The 16,943-nt window shown below is 68.9% G+C and carries 15 protein-coding genes and 2 pseudogenes; 2 read left to right on the forward strand and 15 right to left on the reverse strand.

Features of this window, described 5'->3' with window-relative positions:
- Positions 1-62 precede the first annotated feature (62 nt).
- The 3 genes and pseudogenes from rpsB to NMI01S_RS36425 all read right to left on the reverse strand — a co-directional run.
- Positions 63-929, reverse strand: coding sequence for a 30S ribosomal protein S2 (gene rpsB, locus NMI01S_RS22450; RefSeq protein ID WP_039779785.1), 867 nt, complete (start codon positions 927-929; stop codon positions 63-65).
- Between the two features lie 267 nt (positions 930-1,196).
- Positions 1,197-1,562, reverse strand: coding sequence for a DUF202 domain-containing protein (locus NMI01S_RS22455; protein WP_063000245.1), 366 nt, complete (start codon positions 1,560-1,562; stop codon positions 1,197-1,199).
- Positions 1,559-1,894: pseudogene (locus NMI01S_RS36425) on the reverse strand (YidH family protein); the annotation flags it as partial. The gene NMI01S_RS22455 and the pseudogene NMI01S_RS36425, both read right to left, overlap by 4 nt.
- Positions 1,895-2,366: 472 nt before the next feature.
- Between NMI01S_RS36425 and NMI01S_RS34995 the strand changes: the two are divergent.
- Positions 2,367-2,741, forward strand: a pseudogene (locus tag NMI01S_RS34995) (peptidoglycan DD-metalloendopeptidase family protein); the annotation flags it as partial.
- Positions 2,742-2,897: 156 nt separating this feature from the next.
- Here the strand turns inward: NMI01S_RS34995 and NMI01S_RS35000 are convergent.
- Complete coding sequence (locus tag NMI01S_RS35000) at positions 2,898-3,668, reverse strand: siderophore-interacting protein (RefSeq protein WP_063000247.1); 771 nt, start codon at positions 3,666-3,668, stop codon at positions 2,898-2,900.
- A gap of 150 nt (positions 3,669-3,818) precedes the next feature.
- Between NMI01S_RS35000 and NMI01S_RS22470 the strand changes: the two genes are divergently transcribed.
- Positions 3,819-4,331, forward strand: a complete 513-nt coding sequence (locus NMI01S_RS22470) for a DUF1990 domain-containing protein (protein WP_063000249.1) — start codon at positions 3,819-3,821, stop codon at positions 4,329-4,331.
- A gap of 384 nt (positions 4,332-4,715) precedes the next feature.
- Here NMI01S_RS22470 and NMI01S_RS22475 read toward each other — a convergent pair whose 3' ends face one another.
- The 11 genes from NMI01S_RS22475 to trmD form a co-directional block, all read right to left on the reverse strand.
- Positions 4,716-5,639, reverse strand: coding sequence for a tyrosine recombinase XerC (locus tag NMI01S_RS22475; RefSeq protein ID WP_063000936.1), 924 nt, complete (start codon positions 5,637-5,639; stop codon positions 4,716-4,718).
- 486 nt (positions 5,640-6,125) lie between these two features.
- Positions 6,126-7,262, reverse strand: coding sequence for a DNA-processing protein DprA (dprA, locus tag NMI01S_RS22480; protein WP_063000938.1), 1,137 nt, complete (start codon positions 7,260-7,262; stop codon positions 6,126-6,128).
- Between the two features lie 392 nt (positions 7,263-7,654).
- The gene (locus tag NMI01S_RS22485; RefSeq protein ID WP_063000251.1) at positions 7,655-9,163 is read right to left on the reverse strand and encodes a YifB family Mg chelatase-like AAA ATPase; all 1,509 of its coding nucleotides are present in this window, start codon (positions 9,161-9,163) and stop codon (positions 7,655-7,657) included.
- On the reverse strand, positions 9,163-9,519 hold the full coding sequence (locus NMI01S_RS22490; RefSeq protein WP_063000253.1) for a YraN family protein: 357 nt from the start codon (positions 9,517-9,519) through the stop codon (positions 9,163-9,165). Before NMI01S_RS22490 ends, NMI01S_RS22485 begins: the two co-directional genes overlap by 1 nt.
- 144 nt (positions 9,520-9,663) lie before the next feature.
- Entirely contained in the window at positions 9,664-9,969 is a 306-nt protein-coding gene (locus NMI01S_RS22495) for a DUF2469 domain-containing protein (RefSeq protein WP_011210678.1), read from the reverse strand.
- Between the two features lie 66 nt (positions 9,970-10,035).
- Positions 10,036-10,737, reverse strand: a complete 702-nt coding sequence (locus NMI01S_RS22500; protein WP_281186749.1) for a ribonuclease HII — start codon at positions 10,735-10,737, stop codon at positions 10,036-10,038.
- Between the two features lie 111 nt (positions 10,738-10,848).
- Complete coding sequence (gene lepB / locus NMI01S_RS22505; protein ID WP_063000255.1) at positions 10,849-11,685, reverse strand: signal peptidase I; 837 nt, start codon at positions 11,683-11,685, stop codon at positions 10,849-10,851.
- Positions 11,686-11,838: 153 nt separating this feature from the next.
- Positions 11,839-12,180 (reverse strand): 50S ribosomal protein L19, encoded by a 342-nt coding sequence (gene rplS, locus NMI01S_RS22510; protein ID WP_030513071.1) that lies wholly within the window; start codon positions 12,178-12,180, stop codon positions 11,839-11,841.
- 178 nt (positions 12,181-12,358) lie between these two features.
- On the reverse strand, positions 12,359-13,321 hold the full coding sequence (locus NMI01S_RS22515) for a hypothetical protein (protein ID WP_245716978.1): 963 nt from the start codon (positions 13,319-13,321) through the stop codon (positions 12,359-12,361).
- Between the two features lie 140 nt (positions 13,322-13,461).
- On the reverse strand, positions 13,462-15,900 hold the full coding sequence (locus tag NMI01S_RS22520; protein WP_157126341.1) for a Tex family protein: 2,439 nt from the start codon (positions 15,898-15,900) through the stop codon (positions 13,462-13,464).
- Positions 15,901-16,257: 357 nt separating this feature from the next.
- A complete protein-coding gene (trmD, locus tag NMI01S_RS22525) occupies positions 16,258-16,941 on the reverse strand; it encodes a tRNA (guanosine(37)-N1)-methyltransferase TrmD (protein ID WP_063000944.1) in 684 nt (227 codons plus the stop codon).
- Positions 16,942-16,943 lie beyond the last annotated feature (2 nt).

The following is a 16,943-nucleotide window of genomic DNA, read 5'->3' on the forward strand; positions in this document are numbered from 1 at the left end:
CCGCTTCCGAACAGGAAGGGCCGGCAAGGTGAACAGACAATCGCGGTGGGAACCGCGCCGGATCAGAAGTCGGCCGGGGTCTTGGTGGCCGGCTCTTCCTTCAGCTCCGCCTCGGCGGCGGTCTCCGGAGCAGCCTCGCCGCCCTCGGCGGCCGGGGTCGCCTGCGCGAGCAGTTCCTGCTCCCACTCGGCGAGCGGCTCGCCGGCGCCGGCTTCGGGCTTCACATCGCCCGAGGCGCGGGAGGCGCGGGCCTGCACGCCCTCGGCGACCGCGGAGGCGACAACCTTGGTGAGCAGCGCGGCCGAGCGGATCGCGTCGTCGTTACCCGGGATCGGGTAGTCGACCAGGTCGGGGTCGCAGTTGGTGTCCAGGATCGCGATGACCGGGATGTTCAGCTTGCGAGCCTCACCGACGGCGATGTGCTCCTTGTTGGTGTCGACGACCCAGATGGCCGAGGGCACCTTGGCCATATCGCGGATACCGCCGAGGGTGCGCTCCAGCTTGTTCTTCTCGCGGGTCAGCATCAAGATTTCCTTCTTGGTGCGGCCCTCGAAACCACCGGTCTGCTCCATCGCCTCGAGTTCCTTCAGGCGCTGCAGCCGCTTGTGCACGGTGGAGAAGTTGGTGAGCATGCCACCCAGCCAGCGCTGGTTGACGTAGGGCATCCCGACGCGAGTCGCCTCGGCCGCGATCGACTCCTGAGCCTGCTTCTTGGTGCCGACGAAGAGAACGGTGCCACCGTGGGCGACGGTCTCCTTGACGAACTCGTAGGCCTTGTCGATGTAGGTCAGCGTCTGCTGCAGGTCGATGATGTAGATGCCGTTGCGGTCGGTGAAGATGAACCGCTTCATCTTCGGGTTCCACCGCCGGGTCTGGTGACCGAAGTGTGCGCCGCTGTCGAGCAGCTGCTTCATGGTTACGACAGCCATAGCTGCGTACCCGCCTTTCTGAGCCGGTTGACGCAGAAATCGAGGGTCGATCTCTGCCCTGGCGTCCGTGGCCGCCGGACCTTCCGGAAGAATTCGGGAGGACCAGCCGACGGCACCGTGATCGGACGCGCGAAGTCGATCCGCGTACAGCGAACCGCGTTGCCAGTCTACGACCAGCGCAGGTGAGAACATAAACGGGGTGGTCAGCGCCCGGTTTCCGACCCCGGCTCAGCGGACGCCGGGCAACCCGCCGATGCGCAGATCAGCTCAGAGATGCCAGCCGGGCGTCGACTCCAGCAACGCCACCACGAGTGCCACCGACGCCACGACGCAGATCGCCGCGCTCGTCGTCGACATCGCGGCCCGCCCGTCACTCCATCTCCCCCACGCATGGGTGTGCAGGGTCCGGCTGCGCGCCACACAGACGGTGGCGATCACCGCCAGCGCACCGATCGCCACCAGCGCGAGCACGGTGGCGGCCCGGTCACCACTGGTCAAGGCGACATGCAGGAACAGCAGCGCATTGGCCATGGCCCCCACGGCGGTCCGCCACCAGGACAGCGCTGTCCGCTCCGCCTGCAGACCACGGTCGGCCGGGGCGGCGGGCGGACGATTCGGCGGGATCGCGGTCATGACAGCAGCAATCCGATTCCGGCCAGCATGGCGATGACGGCGATCCCGATCGCCAGAATCGGCACCATCATCGTGTTCGGGAGCGGACGGCCCTCCCGCATCGCCGCGCCCACCAGTCGCCAGCGGCCGAACGCGCCGAGCGCGATGACGGCCGACAGCACGATGCAACTGATCGCCAGCACCGATCGGATGTCGTGATGTCCGAACGGCTGCACCAACTCGTGCACCGCGACCCCGCCCGCGAGCAGGCCGAGGGCGGTGCGGATCCAGGCGAGGAAGGTGCGTTCACCGGCGAGGGTGAATCGGTAGTCGAGATCGGGCCCCTCGGCGGGGGCGAGCGACGACTGGGCCGCAGGAGCGGGCGACGACTCAGCCGCGGGTGCAGGCGACGACTCAGCCGCGGGTGCAGGCGACGACTCGACATCACGCGCGGCGGACGAGCCGGCACCGCCGCCGCTCGGTTCCGGTGGTGCGGATTCGGCGGGCTCGGGCGTTTCGGCACTCATGAGCCGGACCGGCTACGGGCTCGGGCCGGGCAAGGGGCGAGGGCCGAATCAGGAACGGCCACTTGCCTTTCCACCGGTCGCATCGTCCCGGCGAACGATGCGGCTGTGATCGAGTCGGCGACATCACGACACACGACCATCGACCTGCCCTTCCACGGGGCGAGCCCAGTGGACCTGGGAACCGACACAACGTCGTGCCAGGAACACGCCCTGTTCACATGCTTCCGAGTTGTCCACACACGCCGAGACCGATCTTTCCATGCCCCTCGGTTCCGGCGAGGGTGGACGCATGCGCTGGATGTCGATACTTCTCCTGGGGGCGGCGGTGGTGGCCGTGAACTGCGGAGCCACCTCGGCGAACGCCACGCCCGCGACCGGATTCGGCTGGCCGCTGCAGCCGCGTCCCGCTGTCGTGCGCGGTTTCGACAGACCGCCGCAGGATTGGCTCCCCGGCCATCGCGGAGTCGATCTCGCGGGCGCCGCCGGACAGTCGGTACTCGCCGCCGGCTCCGGAATCGTGGCGTTCGCGGGTGAGGTGGGCGGCAAGCCGGTCGTTTCGGTAGACCATCCGGGCGGACTGCGCACGACCTACGAGCCGGTGCGAGCGGATGTGCCGGTCGGCCGCCGAGTCGGACGTGGGTCGGCGCTGGGAACGCTGCAACCCGGACATGCGGGCTGCCCCGGCGTCTGCCTGCATTGGGGTCTGCGGCGCGGCCGCGACTATCTCGACCCGCTGGCCCTCGTGCGACGCGCCCCCGTGCGCCTCCTGCCGGTGCGACCGCCCGGGCCCTCGGACACTCGCCGGGACCCGGCGGCGGCCCGCGCCGGTCTAGCGAACGGCCTCGGCGGCACCGGATTCCTGGTCGGACAGTTCACGCTTCCACTGCCGGAAGCCCTCCTCGGTGCGCCCGCGCCGCCAATATCCGGAGATCGAGGCCCAATCGGCGGGCACCCCACGTTCGGTGCGGATATAGCGCCGCAGATCGTGCATGATTTTGTCGGCCTCACCATGGATGAAGACGTGCACGCGGCCCTCGCGCCAGGGCTCGGCACGGACCGCGGCGGCGAGCGCTTCGCCGGGTGCGCGATCCCCGCGGTGCACCCAATCGAGTTCGACCGCCGCAGGGCGGGGGACATCCAATTCGTCGGCGGGACCGGCGATTTCGACGAACACCCGGCCGACGGCATCGGACGGCAGGGCGGCACATGCGGCGGCGATGGCGGGCAGGGCGGCCTCGTCGCCGGCGAGCAGATGCCAATCCGCCTCGGGCTTGGGGGAATACGCGCCTCCCGGCCCGAAGAGTTCGATGGGGTCGCCCGGCCGAGCCGCTGCGGCCCACGGACCCGCCACCCCCTCGTCGCCGTGGTAGACGAAATCGATGGCGATCTCCTCCGCGTCGGCATCGATGGCGCTCACGGTATAGGTGCGCATCGTCTCGCCGTCGGGGCCGGGAAACAGCAGTTTGACGTAGGCGTCGGTGAATCCGTTGGGCTGAAATCCGGCGAAACCCGGACCGCCGAGATACACCCGGATCAGATGGTCGGTCAGTCGTCGGGTGCGCCTGACCTCGAAGGACAGTTTGGTGCGGGTACGTGCCACAGGACGATACCTCCAATATTAGGGTTACCTAAGGTAGGCTAGCACGACTTATCTCCGATAGCTCGGAGTATATCGGCGATAAATTACGAGCGTGCTGCGTCGCTCCGATATCCCTGGTGTGTCACTCCCGCCGCGAGCGAGGATGGAGAGATGGCGAATTCCGCGGCCGCCGAGCCGTTCACCTATCCGGAAGTCGGAGCGACCGCCGGGGAATTCCCGCCCGGCTATCACCACTTCCGCCTGCGCCGCCGCATCGGCAGCGGACGAGCGCTGTTCGACTCCGCCGGCGATCAGATCCTGGCCTACCGCATGCAGCGTGGCACGGGAATCTTCCAGCACGCCGACACCACGACCGCCGAACCGGGCACGGCCCTGACGGTGCGACTGGGCATCGCCGGTCTCGGCATCACGGCACCCTGCCGGGTGATCTACGTGGTCGACGAGCCGACCCGCCGCGGCTTCGCCTACGGCACTCTGCCGGGCCACCCCGAAATCGGCGAGGAACTCTTCGCGGTGGAATACGACCCCGCCGACGAGACGGTCTACGGCATGGTGGCCGCCTTCTCCCGCCCCGCCACCTGGTACACGAAGCTCGGTGGCCCCGTCGTCCGCGCCATCCAGCACTTCATCGCCGGCCGCTACATCGACGCCATTCGTCCGTAGGAGACGACGCCAGACCGTAGGCGACGACATGATCGGCCCGCAGGCGGCGACGCCATCCGGCCGCAGGCGAGTTTCGCAGTGGCCCGGACACGCGCCGCAGCGACCGGATCGGTGCGAGCGTCTTTACGCCGACGCGAAGCCAGGAATGGACCCGCCGCCCGTCTTCGCCTGCCGCGCCACGCGCCTCGGACGAGCTTGCCGGGGTCCTGCCGGGCAGGGTCATAGCGCACCCGGCGCCGGAGGGCACCCCAGCAGCGCGCCCGACTCCGCGAAACAAACCGCGAGTCGAGTATCCGAACTGCGGTGCACAACAACGTGTTTCGAGCCCTGCGGCGCAAACGGCACCATCGGCGCGACCCTGCGGGACGTCCGTCGCACCGCTGCTCAGGCGCGGGGGTGGGCCTGGTCGTGCACCCGTTTCAGGCGTTCGATCGAGACGTGGGTGTAGAGCTGGGTGGTCGCCATACTGGCGTGGCCGAGCAGTTCCTGGACCACACGCAGGTCGGCTCCGCCTTCCAGCAGATGGGTGGCGGCGGTGTGGCGCAAGCCGTGCGGACCCAGGTCGGGGGCTCCCGGAACGGCCGAAACGACCTCGTGGACAACGGTTCTGGCCTGGCGCTGGTTCAGCCGGCGGCCGCGGCGGCCGAGCAGCAGCGCTCGCCCGGATTCAGCAGTGGCCAGGTGCGGGCGCCCGAAGTTCAGCCAATTCTCCAGTGCCCGGTCGGCGGGCAGGCCGAACGGAACCGAGCGCTCTTTGTTGCCCTTGCCCAATACCCGGACCAGCCTTCTGCCCCGGTCGACGTCCTCGATGTCGAGCCCGCACAGTTCGCTGACCCGAATCCCGGTGGCGTACAACATCTCCACGACGAGGCGATCGCGCAGAGCCATCGGGTCACGCTGCGCCGCACCGGATTCCGCGGCGTTCATGGCCGCGTCGGCCTGATCCTTCCCCAGGACGGCGGGCAGGACCCGATGCGCACGGGCCGAGCCCAGCCGTGGGCCGGGATCGGCCGCGAGGCGGCCGGTGTGCGTCAGCCAAGCGGTGAACGTCCGTGCGGCCGAGGCGCGCCGCGCCATGGTGGTCCGGGCGGCGCCTGCGGCGGATTGTTCGGCCAGCCAGGATCGCAACAGCGGCAGATCGATCTCTCCCACCGCGGCATCGGGCGATCGGGCGCACAGGTGTTCCAGCAGAGATCGCGCATCCCCGAGATAGGCCCGCACCGTGTGCGCGGACCGGTTGCGTCCGAGCAGCAGGTGCCGTTCGTACTGCTCGAGCAGATCCGCGAGATCGCCCGGTAATCCATCCATTTCTCCACGTTCACCGGCGGCCGCCCCGCGCGCAAGCCACCGCGCCGACAGCATCCGCAGAACCCGCACACCCTCATCGGCCGGCTTCCTGTGGGCGTCGGTCGGCCACCCCGGCTTCTCGCGACCGGGACGCTCGCTCACCACCGACCGACAGGCCCACCACCGCCGGCCACGCCACTTGCCACCCTGCGGCAGACCCTGTGGTGCCGGCCGGGCCATACGCTCACCGCCCGCCACTCGCGCCCGCTCACCGGCCGCGTCGATGCCGTCGGTGACGAAGGTGAACGGCACCCCGGATGCGCGCCGACCACTCCTGCGGGATGTGTTGGGTGACAACGCCGGTCCGGATGTCGGCGTACTCCATCGACCGGCTACCAGCGCCGTGGTGCTCCCAGTCGGTCGGTCATTCGTCGCGAGGCCGCAGATCACCGCCGAGCACATCGCCAGTCAGGCGCACTCTCACCGCAATCACGTCGTACTGGCCTTTCACGCCCCCTTTCGCACCGTGCGGAACCAGCCCGAACTGTCGGACCCGACCAGCCCGGCGACCTCGAGGGCTACCAGTGCCGCGCGCACCGCGTGGATGGTGAGGCCGCTGTCGTCGGCGATCTGTTTCGGCAAGCGCGAACCGGCCACCGGCAGTTCGGCGAAGACCGTCGCCTGGTCCCCGGCGAGATTCGCACCGGCGTCGCCGCCGGTAGGCAGCGACAGTCGCAGTGGACCGACCTCGTCGTGAATTTCGTCGACGCGAGTGACGAGGATCGCTTCCCGGTCGCGGATCATGCGGTGGCAGCCGACCGACGCCGCGGCGGTGATCGGCCCCGGCACCGCGAGGGCCGGACGGCCCAGGCGCCGAGCCCATTTCGCGGTATTGCGCGCACCGCTGCGCATGCCCGCCTCGACCACCAGCACACCATCGGACAGGGCCGCGATCAAACGGTTCCGGGCCAGGAACCGGTGTTTGAGGGCGGCGGCGCCGGGCGGGTATTCGCTCACCACCACACCCGTTTCGGCGATCTCGGCCAGCAGGCGTTCGTGCTGAGCGGGATAGGGGCGGTCGACGCCGCAGGCCAGCACGGCGACGGTGGGGCCGCCGGCGGCCAGCGCCGCGCGATGCGCCGTCCCGTCGATGCCGAATGCCGCTCCGGACACGATCGTCCAGCCGTGCGCGGCCAGTTCACCCACGAGTTCGGCGGTGACCTGTTCGCCGTATCCGGAGGAGCAGCGAGCGCCCACCACGGCCAGGGCCTGTTCGGTGTACTGCTGCAGCGACAACGGACCCCGGGCCCACAACACCAGCGGCACCGCGGCGTCGGCGTCGCGGGCCGGGTCGAGCTGGGTCAGCCCCAGCAGGCGCCACTGCGGCCATTCGGGGTCGTCGGGAGTGATCACTCGTCCACCGATGCGCGCCATCAGCTCGAGATCGCGTTCGGCACGGTCGACTTCGCGCCGGCGTTCGGTCGGACCACGCAGCGATTCGGGCAGATCGCATTCACGCACCGCACGCGCAGCCTCCACCACACCGACTTGTGCGATGAGCGCCGACAACGCCGGACACGGACCCTCCACCACGCGAGACAAATAGACCCACGCCAGCCGCCGTTCGTCCGCGTCGACGGTCACCAGAGACGCGACACCACCACCCGAATCGCCGTCCGCGCCGACGCCGTGGCCGGTCACCGCGACACCTCCGCCTCGCCGCCGACGCGGCACACCTGCCGGTGATGCCGTCGAATTCGACAGGCCGGCGTCGCGGTCATATCGTCCCCCGCCCTGCGAAAAACACCCGGCCGGTCCGTCCGATCTCGACTCCGATCGCATTGGGCGATTTCCGTTCCCACTCGGACCATCGATCTGCGAATCATCAAGCCCTCCCTCACTGCGCATTCGGTCATCCGTACCCACGCCCACACCCACGCCCACGCCCACGCCCACGCCCACGCCCACGCCCACGCCCACGCCCACGCCCACGCCCACGCCCAGACGATGTGCGCCGAAGCCGGGCGCACAACGACTCAGGACACGCCGCGTTGCCGAAAGTTCAACGCCTGCAAGACGTCCTGCGCCGACGGCACCTCGCCCCCGCGTAGGTCACAGACGGTCCAGGCCACTCGGATCGCCCGGTCCGCACCGCGTGCGGACATCCGGCCCTGCCGCAGCGCACTCTCCACCGGCGCCAGCGCATCGGCCGGCAGCCGGAAGCGCTGGCGCAGGACGTGTCCCGGCACTTCGGCGTTGACGGTCCACCCGTACTCGGACCAGCGCCGCGCCGCGACCTGCCGCGCCAGCTCGACCCGTTCCCGCACGACGACACTGGATTCGGCGTCGGACGGGGTGAACGTTCCGGCGGCGTGCGCATGCATCTGGACCCAGATGTCGATGCGATCCATCAGCGGCCCCGACAGCTTGCCCAGATATCTGCGGCGGGCCAGCGGCGCACAGATGCAGTCGACATCGCGAGCGGGCGCACACGGGCAGGGGTTCGCCGCCAGGATGAGCTGGAAGCGGGCCGGATATCGGGCCACGCCGTCGCGGCGGGCGATGCGAACCTCGCCCTCCTCCAGCGGAGTTCGCAACGCCTCCAGCACTTTGGTTCCGATCTCGGCACATTCGTCGAGGAAGAGCACACCGCGGTGGGCCCGGCTGACGGCCCCGGGGCGCGCGGAGCCGGAACCGCCGCCGACCATCGCCGACACCGATGTCGAATGGTGCGGAGCCACGAACGGCGCCGTCGTGATGAGCGGATGATCGTCCGACAACGTCCCGGCCACCGAATGGATGGCGGTGACCTCCAGCGACTCCGTTTCCGTCAACGCGGGCAGCAACCCCGGAAGTCGTTGCGCCAACATGGTTTTGCCGATGCCGGGTGGCCCGGTCAACAGCAGATGATGGCCGCCGGCCGCGGCTACCTCCAATGCCCAGCGCGCCTCGTCCTGCCCGACCACCTCGTTGAGATCGCCGACACTTCGGCGCGGGGCGGTGTAGCTGCCGTCCGGTGCCGACAGTTCGCCGTCACCGCGCAGCCAATCGATCAGTGCCCGCAGTGTCGGCGCCCCGAGCACGGTGATGCCGTCCACCAGCCCCGCCTCACCGAGCACCGACTCGGGCACCACGACGGTCCGGCGGCCGGCGGTCCGCGCCGCCAGCACGGCGGGGAGAATGCCGCGCACCCGCCGCACCCGGCCGTCGAGGGCCAGTTCGCCGAGCAGGACCGTACCGGCCAGCTTCGCCCCCGGTACCGAATCACCGGCGTGCAGCACGGCTGCGGCCAACGCCAGGTCGTACACGCTGCCGACTTTCGGCAGCGTGGCGGGCGACAGGGCGAGAATCACACGCCCGTCGGGCCACTTCTCCCCCGAATTCGCCACCGCGGCCCGGACCCGGTCCCGCGATTCCTGCAACGTGGTGTCCGGACGCCCGACCAGGTGCACCGAGGGCAACCCCTGTCCGATATCGGCCTCGATCTCGACGAGTTGCCCGTCCACCCCGGTCACAGCCACCGAATGAGCGCGTCCCAGGGCCATCAGAAGGCCGCCCGGACGTGCTCGATCTGTGGGTCACGGCCCGGCAGCAGCAGGACCGACACCACATCGAAGCGGACCCGCCGCCACGGTCCGCTCTGTTCGGCCAGCCATAGCAGCGCCAGCCGCCGAATGCGCTGCTGTTTGGCGAAGGTCACCGACTCGGCCGGTGTGCCGAACCCCAGCCCGGAACGCGTCTTGACCTCGACGAAGGCGGTGGTGTCGGACTCCCGGACGATGAGGTCCAGCTCGCCGTAGCGACACCGCCAGTTTCGTTCGACGATCCGTATCCCGGCCCCCTGCAGGAACTGCGCGGCCAGTTCTTCTCCGTGGGCGCCGAGCGCCAGATTGTGTGCCACCCGCTCAGGATGCCGTCGGCGTGACCGCGGTCTGCGGGCCTCACCTGCGGAAACAGAAACACTGTGGATGAACCCGAGGCTGTGGATCAACGGCGCTGCCGGCGACCGATCGCCCCAGGTGGGACGGTTCTCGCGACCTGCGCGCTATTCGGGCAGGCGCAGGTCCGGCTTCTCCAGTTCCTCGATGTTCACGTCCTTGAACGTGATCACGCGGACGTGTTTGACGAAGCGGGCGGGCCGATACATGTCCCAGACCCACGCATCCGACATCCGCACTTCGAAATACACCTCACCGTCGGCGTTCTGCGGGCGCAACTCGACAGAATTGGCCAGATAGAAGCGGCGTTCGGTCTCGACGACGTACGAAAACTGACCGACGATGTCCTTGTACTCGCGATACAGCGAGAGTTCCATCTCGGTTTCGTACTTCTCGAGGTCCTCGGCGCTCATGCCTCGCTCCGCTTGCTCATCGGGTGGAATATCCTCCTCTATCGCCACGAACGCGTGTAGGTCACATCATCCCGCATGGGCCGGATCGGCAGCCACCCGCCCGGTCTCCCCGGTCGCGGTGCCCCGCACATTGCGCCACGACCGGCGGTGTTCGTCACTGGGCCCGAGCCGCTCCAGCGCCGCCAGATGTTCGGGCGTGTTGTAGCCCTTGTGCGCGGCGAAACCGTATCCTGGCAGGTCACGGTCCATCTCGACCATGATCCGGTCGCGTGTGACCTTGGCCAGAATGCTGGCCGCGGCGATACACGCCGCGGCCGCGTCACCGCCGATCACCGGCAGCGACGGAACGCTGATACCCGGCACCCGGAAGCCGTCGGTGAGTACATAGCCGGGCCGCACCTCCAGACCCGCCACGGCCCGGCGCATGCCCTCGATATTGGCGACGTGGATGCCGATCGCGTCGATTTCCCAGGCGGGGATCACCACGACCTTCCAGGCCAGCGCCCGGCGCACGATCACCGGATACAACTGCTCGCGCACGGCCTCGGTCAGCTTCTTCGAATCATCCAGTCCCGCAAGGGAATCGTAGGCCTTGGGCGCGAGCAGGCAGGCCGCGACCACGAGTGGGCCGGCGCAGCATCCCCGGCCCGCCTCGTCGACACCCGCGACGGGACCGAGGCCGCTGCGGATCAGCGCCGCTTCCAGGGTGCGCAGGCCACCGGCCCGCCGCATCACCACTCGCGGCGGCCAGTCCCCTGTGCGAACCACCGGCCGGATGATCTTGCCGCCCTTACCGTTGCGCGTCGTGCGTCGCGATGTCTCCGCCACTGCACCTACCGTTCGACTATCCCGTGACTCGATTATCTCGCGCCGCGCGCCTCAGTTCGTCTGCGGATTCTGTGATTTGACCGGGCCGATCCGGCTCGGCGGCCAGATCTTGAACACCGCTTTACCGCGGACAGCGTCGATCGGCACGGTGCCGGAGTACTCGTCGTCGACGTGGGCGCGCGAATCCGCGGATTCGTTGCGGTTGTCACCCATCACCCACAGATTGCCCTCGGGCACCTTGACCGGGCCGAATTCGCGCCCGCGCGGGTCGATCGACAGCCCGCCGGCCACCTTGGTCGCATAGGCCAGCCCCGGCTGATAGGGGTAGATGTAGTGCGCGTAGGGCTCGTCGAGCGGTTTGCCGTCGACCATCACCCGGCCCTGCGCGTCGCAGCACTGCACGGTTTGGCCGCCGGTTGCGATCACGCGCTTGACCAGGTCGTTCTCATCCGGCGGCACCAGTCCGAAGAACGAGAAGAAGTTCTGCACGCCGCGCACGGCGACATTGCTGGAGCGGTTGGAGTGATAGGACTTGTTCCAGGAGCCGCTCGGGCCGACGAAGACCACGACGTCGCCGGGCTCGGGATCACCGAAGTCGTAGCTCAGCTTCTCGACGTAGATCCGATCGCCCGTACAGCCGGCACAGCCGTGCAGGGTCGGTTCCATCGACTGCGACGGGATCACATAGGGCCGGCCGATGAAATTCACCACCAGCGCCGCGATCACGGCGGCGATGACGATCAGGATCGGCAGTTCCTGCCAGAAGGGCCGCTGCTTGCGCTTGCGCCTGCCGCGCCGGCTGCGCGATGCGGACCCGCCTTTGCGTTCGCCACCGGCACGGTTGTCATCGGCTCCGGGCACCGCCACCGACTCGCTTTCGTCTGCCACGCCGAACAGGTTATCCCGCAGCCATGTTCGTCGTCGCCCCGGCGCACCCCGCGCGCCGGGAAGGCGGGCATCTCAGGCCTATTCCGGCCGGAAAAAGGAAAACCCCCGGTCGCGAGGACCGGGGGGCGGCGTGAACGGGCAGAGCCCTGATGTTCAGCGCTTCTCCTTGATCTTGGCGGCCTTGCCGCGCAGATCGCGCAGGTAGTACAGCTTGGCCCGGCGGACGTCACCGCGGGTCACCACATCGATGTGGTCGATGTTGGGGCTGTGTACCGGGAAGGTGCGCTCGACACCAACGCCGAACGACACCTTGCGCACGGTGAAGGTCTCGCGGATGCCGCCGCCCTGGCGGCGGATGACCGCACCCTTGAAGACCTGGATGCGCTCCTTGTTACCTTCGATAACCTTCACGTGCACGTTCACCGTGTCACCCGGGCGGAAGTCCGGGATATCGGTGCGCAGCGACTTTTCGTCGACGAAGTCGAGGGTGTTCATTTCCGTCCTTTGGAAGTTCGCGTGAACAGAGGAACCTGGCGGCAACTGCTCGGCCGGTTCGTGCTCCGGATAGTGGGCGGTGCGCCGGGTCGTATTCGCCCAGAGCAACCTGAGCATTGTGCCAGATCAGGCCGCTGCACGAAAAATCGCCCCCCCCGAAGTCAGCGCGGTTCGGGCGTCATTGTCCGGAACGCCGGGGGTGGGCCGCGGTGAGGCCGTCCGCATCGGCCGGTCGCGGCGTATCCGCGGGTGGCGACGTGTCGGCAGCGCTCGTCCGGACCGGCCCCTCGTACATCGATGCCCGCATGGCCCTGGTCCGCAGATGAGCGGGCGGAGCGGGGACCACGGTCCGCGCCAATTCCTCTTCGGCGGCGCTGCGGACGTGGGCGACATCGGGCTTACCGGCGACCAGATCCTGCACGAAGATCTTGGCCCGGATCACCGGGCGCCGGTACCGGCGTTCGCGCACGACTGCCCGGTACATGAGGCGGCGGCGCTCGCCGTAGCGCCAGCGTGCCCACGGCGCACCCGGCCGGCTCAGCCGCAGTGCGCCCACGACCAGCAACGGCAGGAAGAACATGCCGAACAATCCGGTCCAGATCTTGCCCTTGGCGATGACGATCGCGGCCAGCACCAGATTCACCAGCGCGAAGATGCCGAGGAAGCTGCGCCCCGCGACGCTGCTGTCGTGCCGGATGTCGTTGACGTCGAGCAACCACAGCGGATGGAAGCCGAGCAACAGCAACCCTGTGACGGCCACCGCGACGAACACCGCATCGACCGATGTGCGCCCCTGCTCCTCCCAGTACACGTCGCGCAGGTAATAGATCAGCGCGAATTCGTCGAGCACGAGCGCCGCGCCGACCCCGAACGTCGAGGCGAGCGCGGAGATGGTGCCGACCCCGCTGTTGTAGGTCGCGACCATGCCCAATCCCGACGCCAGCACCAGCACCACCCCGAACACCATGTGGTGGATGTGCACGTTGCCGGCGCGCAGGTTGCCGGGCCACCAGCGCACCTGCTTGCGAATCATCCGCACACTGAGCCGGATCAGCAGGAATCCGACGATGAAGCCGAGCAGGAAGCACAGCAACGGCAGACGTCCCTCCGCGAGAATCGCGTCGTCGAACCAGCGCCGCACAGCCGTCGTCCCCTCATTCGGAACCCGGGTCGGGGTAGTGCCCCGCGGGGCCGATCACCGAGATCGAACCCCGCGGCTCCATTGTCCCGTACCCGGCCGCCGCGGTCGGGACGAACCCGGATGCGACGGCCGCCGAGGTGTTACCGCCCGAAACCGGCGCGGCGCAGCGCATCCGCCATCGCGCCCGACGGCTCGGGCGCGCCGCGGCGCTGCTGATTTCGGCCCTGCCCCTTGTTCTGGCCGCCGCCACGGTTCTGTCCGCCGCGATCCTGTCCGCCGCGGTCCTGTCCGCCTCGGCCCTGATTACCCTGGCCGCCACGCGGCTGACCACCCCGGTTCTGCCCACCGCGCTGGCCCGCTCCGCCCTTCTCGGGTTTACCGGCACCGGGCTCGTCGTCCAGACGCAGGCTCAGGCCGATGCGCTGGCGGGCGACGTCGACCTCCAGCACCTTCACCTTGACCACGTCACCGGACTTCACGATCTCGCGAGGATCGCGGACGAACGAATGCGACATGGCCGACACATGGACGAGACCGTCCTGATGAACACCCACATCGACGAAGGCGCCGAAGGCGGCCACGTTCGTCACCACACCTTCGAGCACCATGCCGGGTTCGAGGTCGGCGACCTTCTCCACCCCGGCGGCGAATTCGGCGGTCTTGAACTCCGGGCGCGGGTCACGGCCGGGCTTCTCGAGTTCGGCGATGATGTCGGTGACGGTCGGCACACCGAATTTCTCGTCGGTGAATTCGCTGGGCCGCAGGGCCCGCAGGGCGGAGGTGTTGCCGATCAGGCCGGGCACGTCGCGTCCGGTCGCCTCCAGCATCCGGCGCACCACCGGATAGGCCTCCGGGTGCACGGCCGAGGAGTCCAGCGGATCGTCGCCGCCGCGGATGCGCAGGAAGCCCGCGCACTGTTCGAACGCCTTGGGGCCCAGCCGCGGAACTCCCAGCAGCGCGGTGCGACTGCGGAACGGCCCGTTCTGATCGCGATGCGCCACAATCGATTCCGCGACCGAGGACGCGATGCCGGAGACGCGCGACAGCAGCGGCACCGAGGCGGTGTTGACGTCGACACCGACCGCGTTCACCGCGTCCTCGACCACCGCACCCAGCGACCGGGCCAGCAGCGTCTCGGAGACGTCGTGCTGGTACTGGCCGACGCCGATGGACTTCGGCTCGATCTTCACCAGTTCGGCCAGCGGATCCTGCAGCCGGCGCGCGATCGAGACCGCGCCGCGCAACGAGACGTCCAGTTCCGGCAGCTCCTGCGAGGCGTACGCGGAGGCGGAATACACCGACGCGCCCGCTTCCGACACCACGATCTTGGTCGGCTTCCGCGCACCGGGCGTCGCACCGATCCGCGAAATCAGTTCCGCGGCAAGGGCGTCGGTTTCCCGGGAAGCGGTGCCGTTGCCGATCGCGATGAGCTCCACGTCGAACCGCGCCACCAGCGCACCGAGGACGGCCAGCGACTTCTCGGTCTGGCCCTGCGGTTTGTGCGGGTAGATCGTCTCGGTGGCCACCACTTTGCCGGTGCCGTCCACCACGGCCACCTTCACGCCGGTGCGATAGCCCGGATCCAGGCCCATGGTGGTGCGGGTGCCGGCCGGTGCGGCGAGCAGCAGGTCACGCAGGTTGGCGGCGAAGATGTCGACGGCGTCCTTCTCCGCGGACTGCCGCAGCCGCATCCGGATATCGATGCCGAGGCTGACCTGCAGCTTGGTCCGCCACGCCCAGCGCACCGTGTCCAGCAGCCAGGTGTCGGCCGGGCGGCCCTGGTCGGCGATGCCGAACTTGTGCGCGATGCGGCCCTCATAGATGGTGCGCTGCCCCGGTTCCGGTTCCTCGGTGTCGGGTTCGAGCGACAGGCTCAGCACGTCTTCCTTCTCGCCGCGCAGCAGCGCGAGGATGCGGTGCGAGGGCAGTTTGGCGAAAGGTTCGCTGAATTCGAAGTAGTCGGCGAATTTGGCCCCGGCCTCTTCCTTACCGGCTCGGACCCGCGAGGTGACCTGCCCGCGCTCCCACATCAATTCGCGCAGTTCACCGACGAGGTCGGCGTCTTCGGCGAATCGCTCCACCAGAATCGCGCGGGCGCCGTCGAGCTGTTCGGCGGTGTAACCGGCCGGATCGGTGGCGGGGTCGCCGATGAGGGCGTCCGCGACCGGTTCGTGCCCGGCTTCACGGGCGATCTGCGCCTTGGTGCGCCGCTTGGGCTTGTAGGGCAGGTAGATGTCCTCGAGGCGGGCCTTGGTCTCCGCGAGCATGATCTGCTGTTCCAGCGCGGCGTCCAATTTGCCCTGCCCGCGAATGGATTCCAGGATCGAGTTCCGCCGCTCGTCGAGTTCGCGCAGGTAGTGCAGCCGCTCCTCCAGTTGCCGCAACTGCGCGTCGTCGAGCCCGCCCGTCACCTCCTTGCGGTAGCGGGCGATGAACGGCACGGTCGACCCGCCGTCGAGCAGCTCTACGGCGGCACGGACCTGTTCGTCACGGACCGAGAGTTCCTCGGCGATCCGCCTGCCGACACTGGCCAGGCGGACCTTGCCGGTGGCGGGGGCATCGGCCGCAGCGGTGCCCACGGAGGCTTCCGTGCCGGTGGTTGCTTCGGTGCTGACGGGTTCGGAGGCTGTCGTCACGCTGGCTGACACTACCGTCGGCCGCCGACAGCAGACCAGGTGGAGCGGCCGGTGCTCACGCAGACGCACCCGGTGTCGGCGTGCCGCGGACGGAAGAGGCCGAAAATCGGCTGGCCACAGCCTCGCCGGTCTCGCGAGTGCGATCGAACTCGGTTCCCGGGCGACCGCACATCCGCACCCCGTCACGGGCGCGTCGGGAACGTTCGGCCCGCGATACGACAGCGGCGCGAATGCCAGATCTCGGCGCGGTGAAGTCCTGTCGCGCGGACGCGGTGAAGTCCTGTCGCGCAGAGTTTTCGGTTACTCCGGCGGCAGCAGATCCGGGCGCCGTTCCCTGGTCCGCAGCACCGATTGTTCATGCCGCCACGCCTCGATGCGCGCGTGGTTGCCCGACAGCAGAATCTCGGGCACGTCGAGTCCGCGCCAGCTCACCGGCCGGGTGTAGCTGGGGCCTTCGAGCAGGCCGTCGGAGAACGAATCCTGTTGGTGGGAGGCCTGATTACCCAGTACCCCGGGGATCAGGCGCACCACCGCCTCGGTCATCACCAGCACGGCCGCCTCCCCGCCGATCAGGACGTAGTCGCCGATGCTGACCTCTTCCACCCGGACCCGGCGGGCGGCATCGTCGAAGACGCGCTGATCGATCCCCTCGTAGCGGCCGCAGGCGAAGACCAGATGCGATTCGGCGGACCAGCGCCGGGCCATCTCCTGAGTGAACGGCACACCGGCCGGCGTCGGCACGACGAGCAGTGCCTCGTCCGGGCACACCTCGTCGAGCGCGTCACCCCAGACGACGGGTTTCATGACCATGCCCGGACCGCCCCCGTAGGGCGCATCGTCGACCGACTGGTGCACATCGTGGGTCCAGCGCCGCAGATTGTGCACGTCGAGTCGAACTATGCCCTTCTCGATCGCCTTGCCCAGCAACGCCGTTCGCAGCGGCTCGAGATATTCGGGGAAGATGGTGACGACGTCGATGCGCAGAG

Source organism: Nocardia mikamii NBRC 108933 (assembly GCF_001613505.1).
GTDB classification, from domain to species: domain Bacteria; phylum Actinomycetota; class Actinomycetes; order Mycobacteriales; family Mycobacteriaceae; genus Nocardia; species Nocardia mikamii.

Bases quoted from the DNA above. Each gene is read 5' to 3' on its own strand.
- NMI01S_RS22475 (WP_063000936.1), bottom strand. From the start codon at position 5,639: ATGGATGGATTACCGGGCGATCTCGCGGATCTGCTCGAGCAGTACGAA.
- NMI01S_RS22495 (WP_011210678.1), bottom strand. From the start codon at position 9,969: ATGAGCGCCGAGGACCTCGAGAAGTACGAAACCGAGATGGAACTCTCG.
- NMI01S_RS22455 (WP_063000245.1), bottom strand. From the start codon at position 1,562: ATGACCGCGATCCCGCCGAATCGTCCGCCCGCCGCCCCGGCCGACCGT.
- rplS (WP_030513071.1), bottom strand. From the start codon at position 12,180: ATGAACACCCTCGACTTCGTCGACGAAAAGTCGCTGCGCACCGATATC.
- NMI01S_RS22485 (WP_063000251.1), bottom strand. From the start codon at position 9,163: ATGGCCCTGGGACGCGCTCATTCGGTGGCTGTGACCGGGGTGGACGGG.
- rpsB (WP_039779785.1), bottom strand. From the start codon at position 929: ATGGCTGTCGTAACCATGAAGCAGCTGCTCGACAGCGGCGCACACTTC.
- NMI01S_RS22470 (WP_063000249.1), top strand. From the start codon at position 3,819: ATGGCGAATTCCGCGGCCGCCGAGCCGTTCACCTATCCGGAAGTCGGA.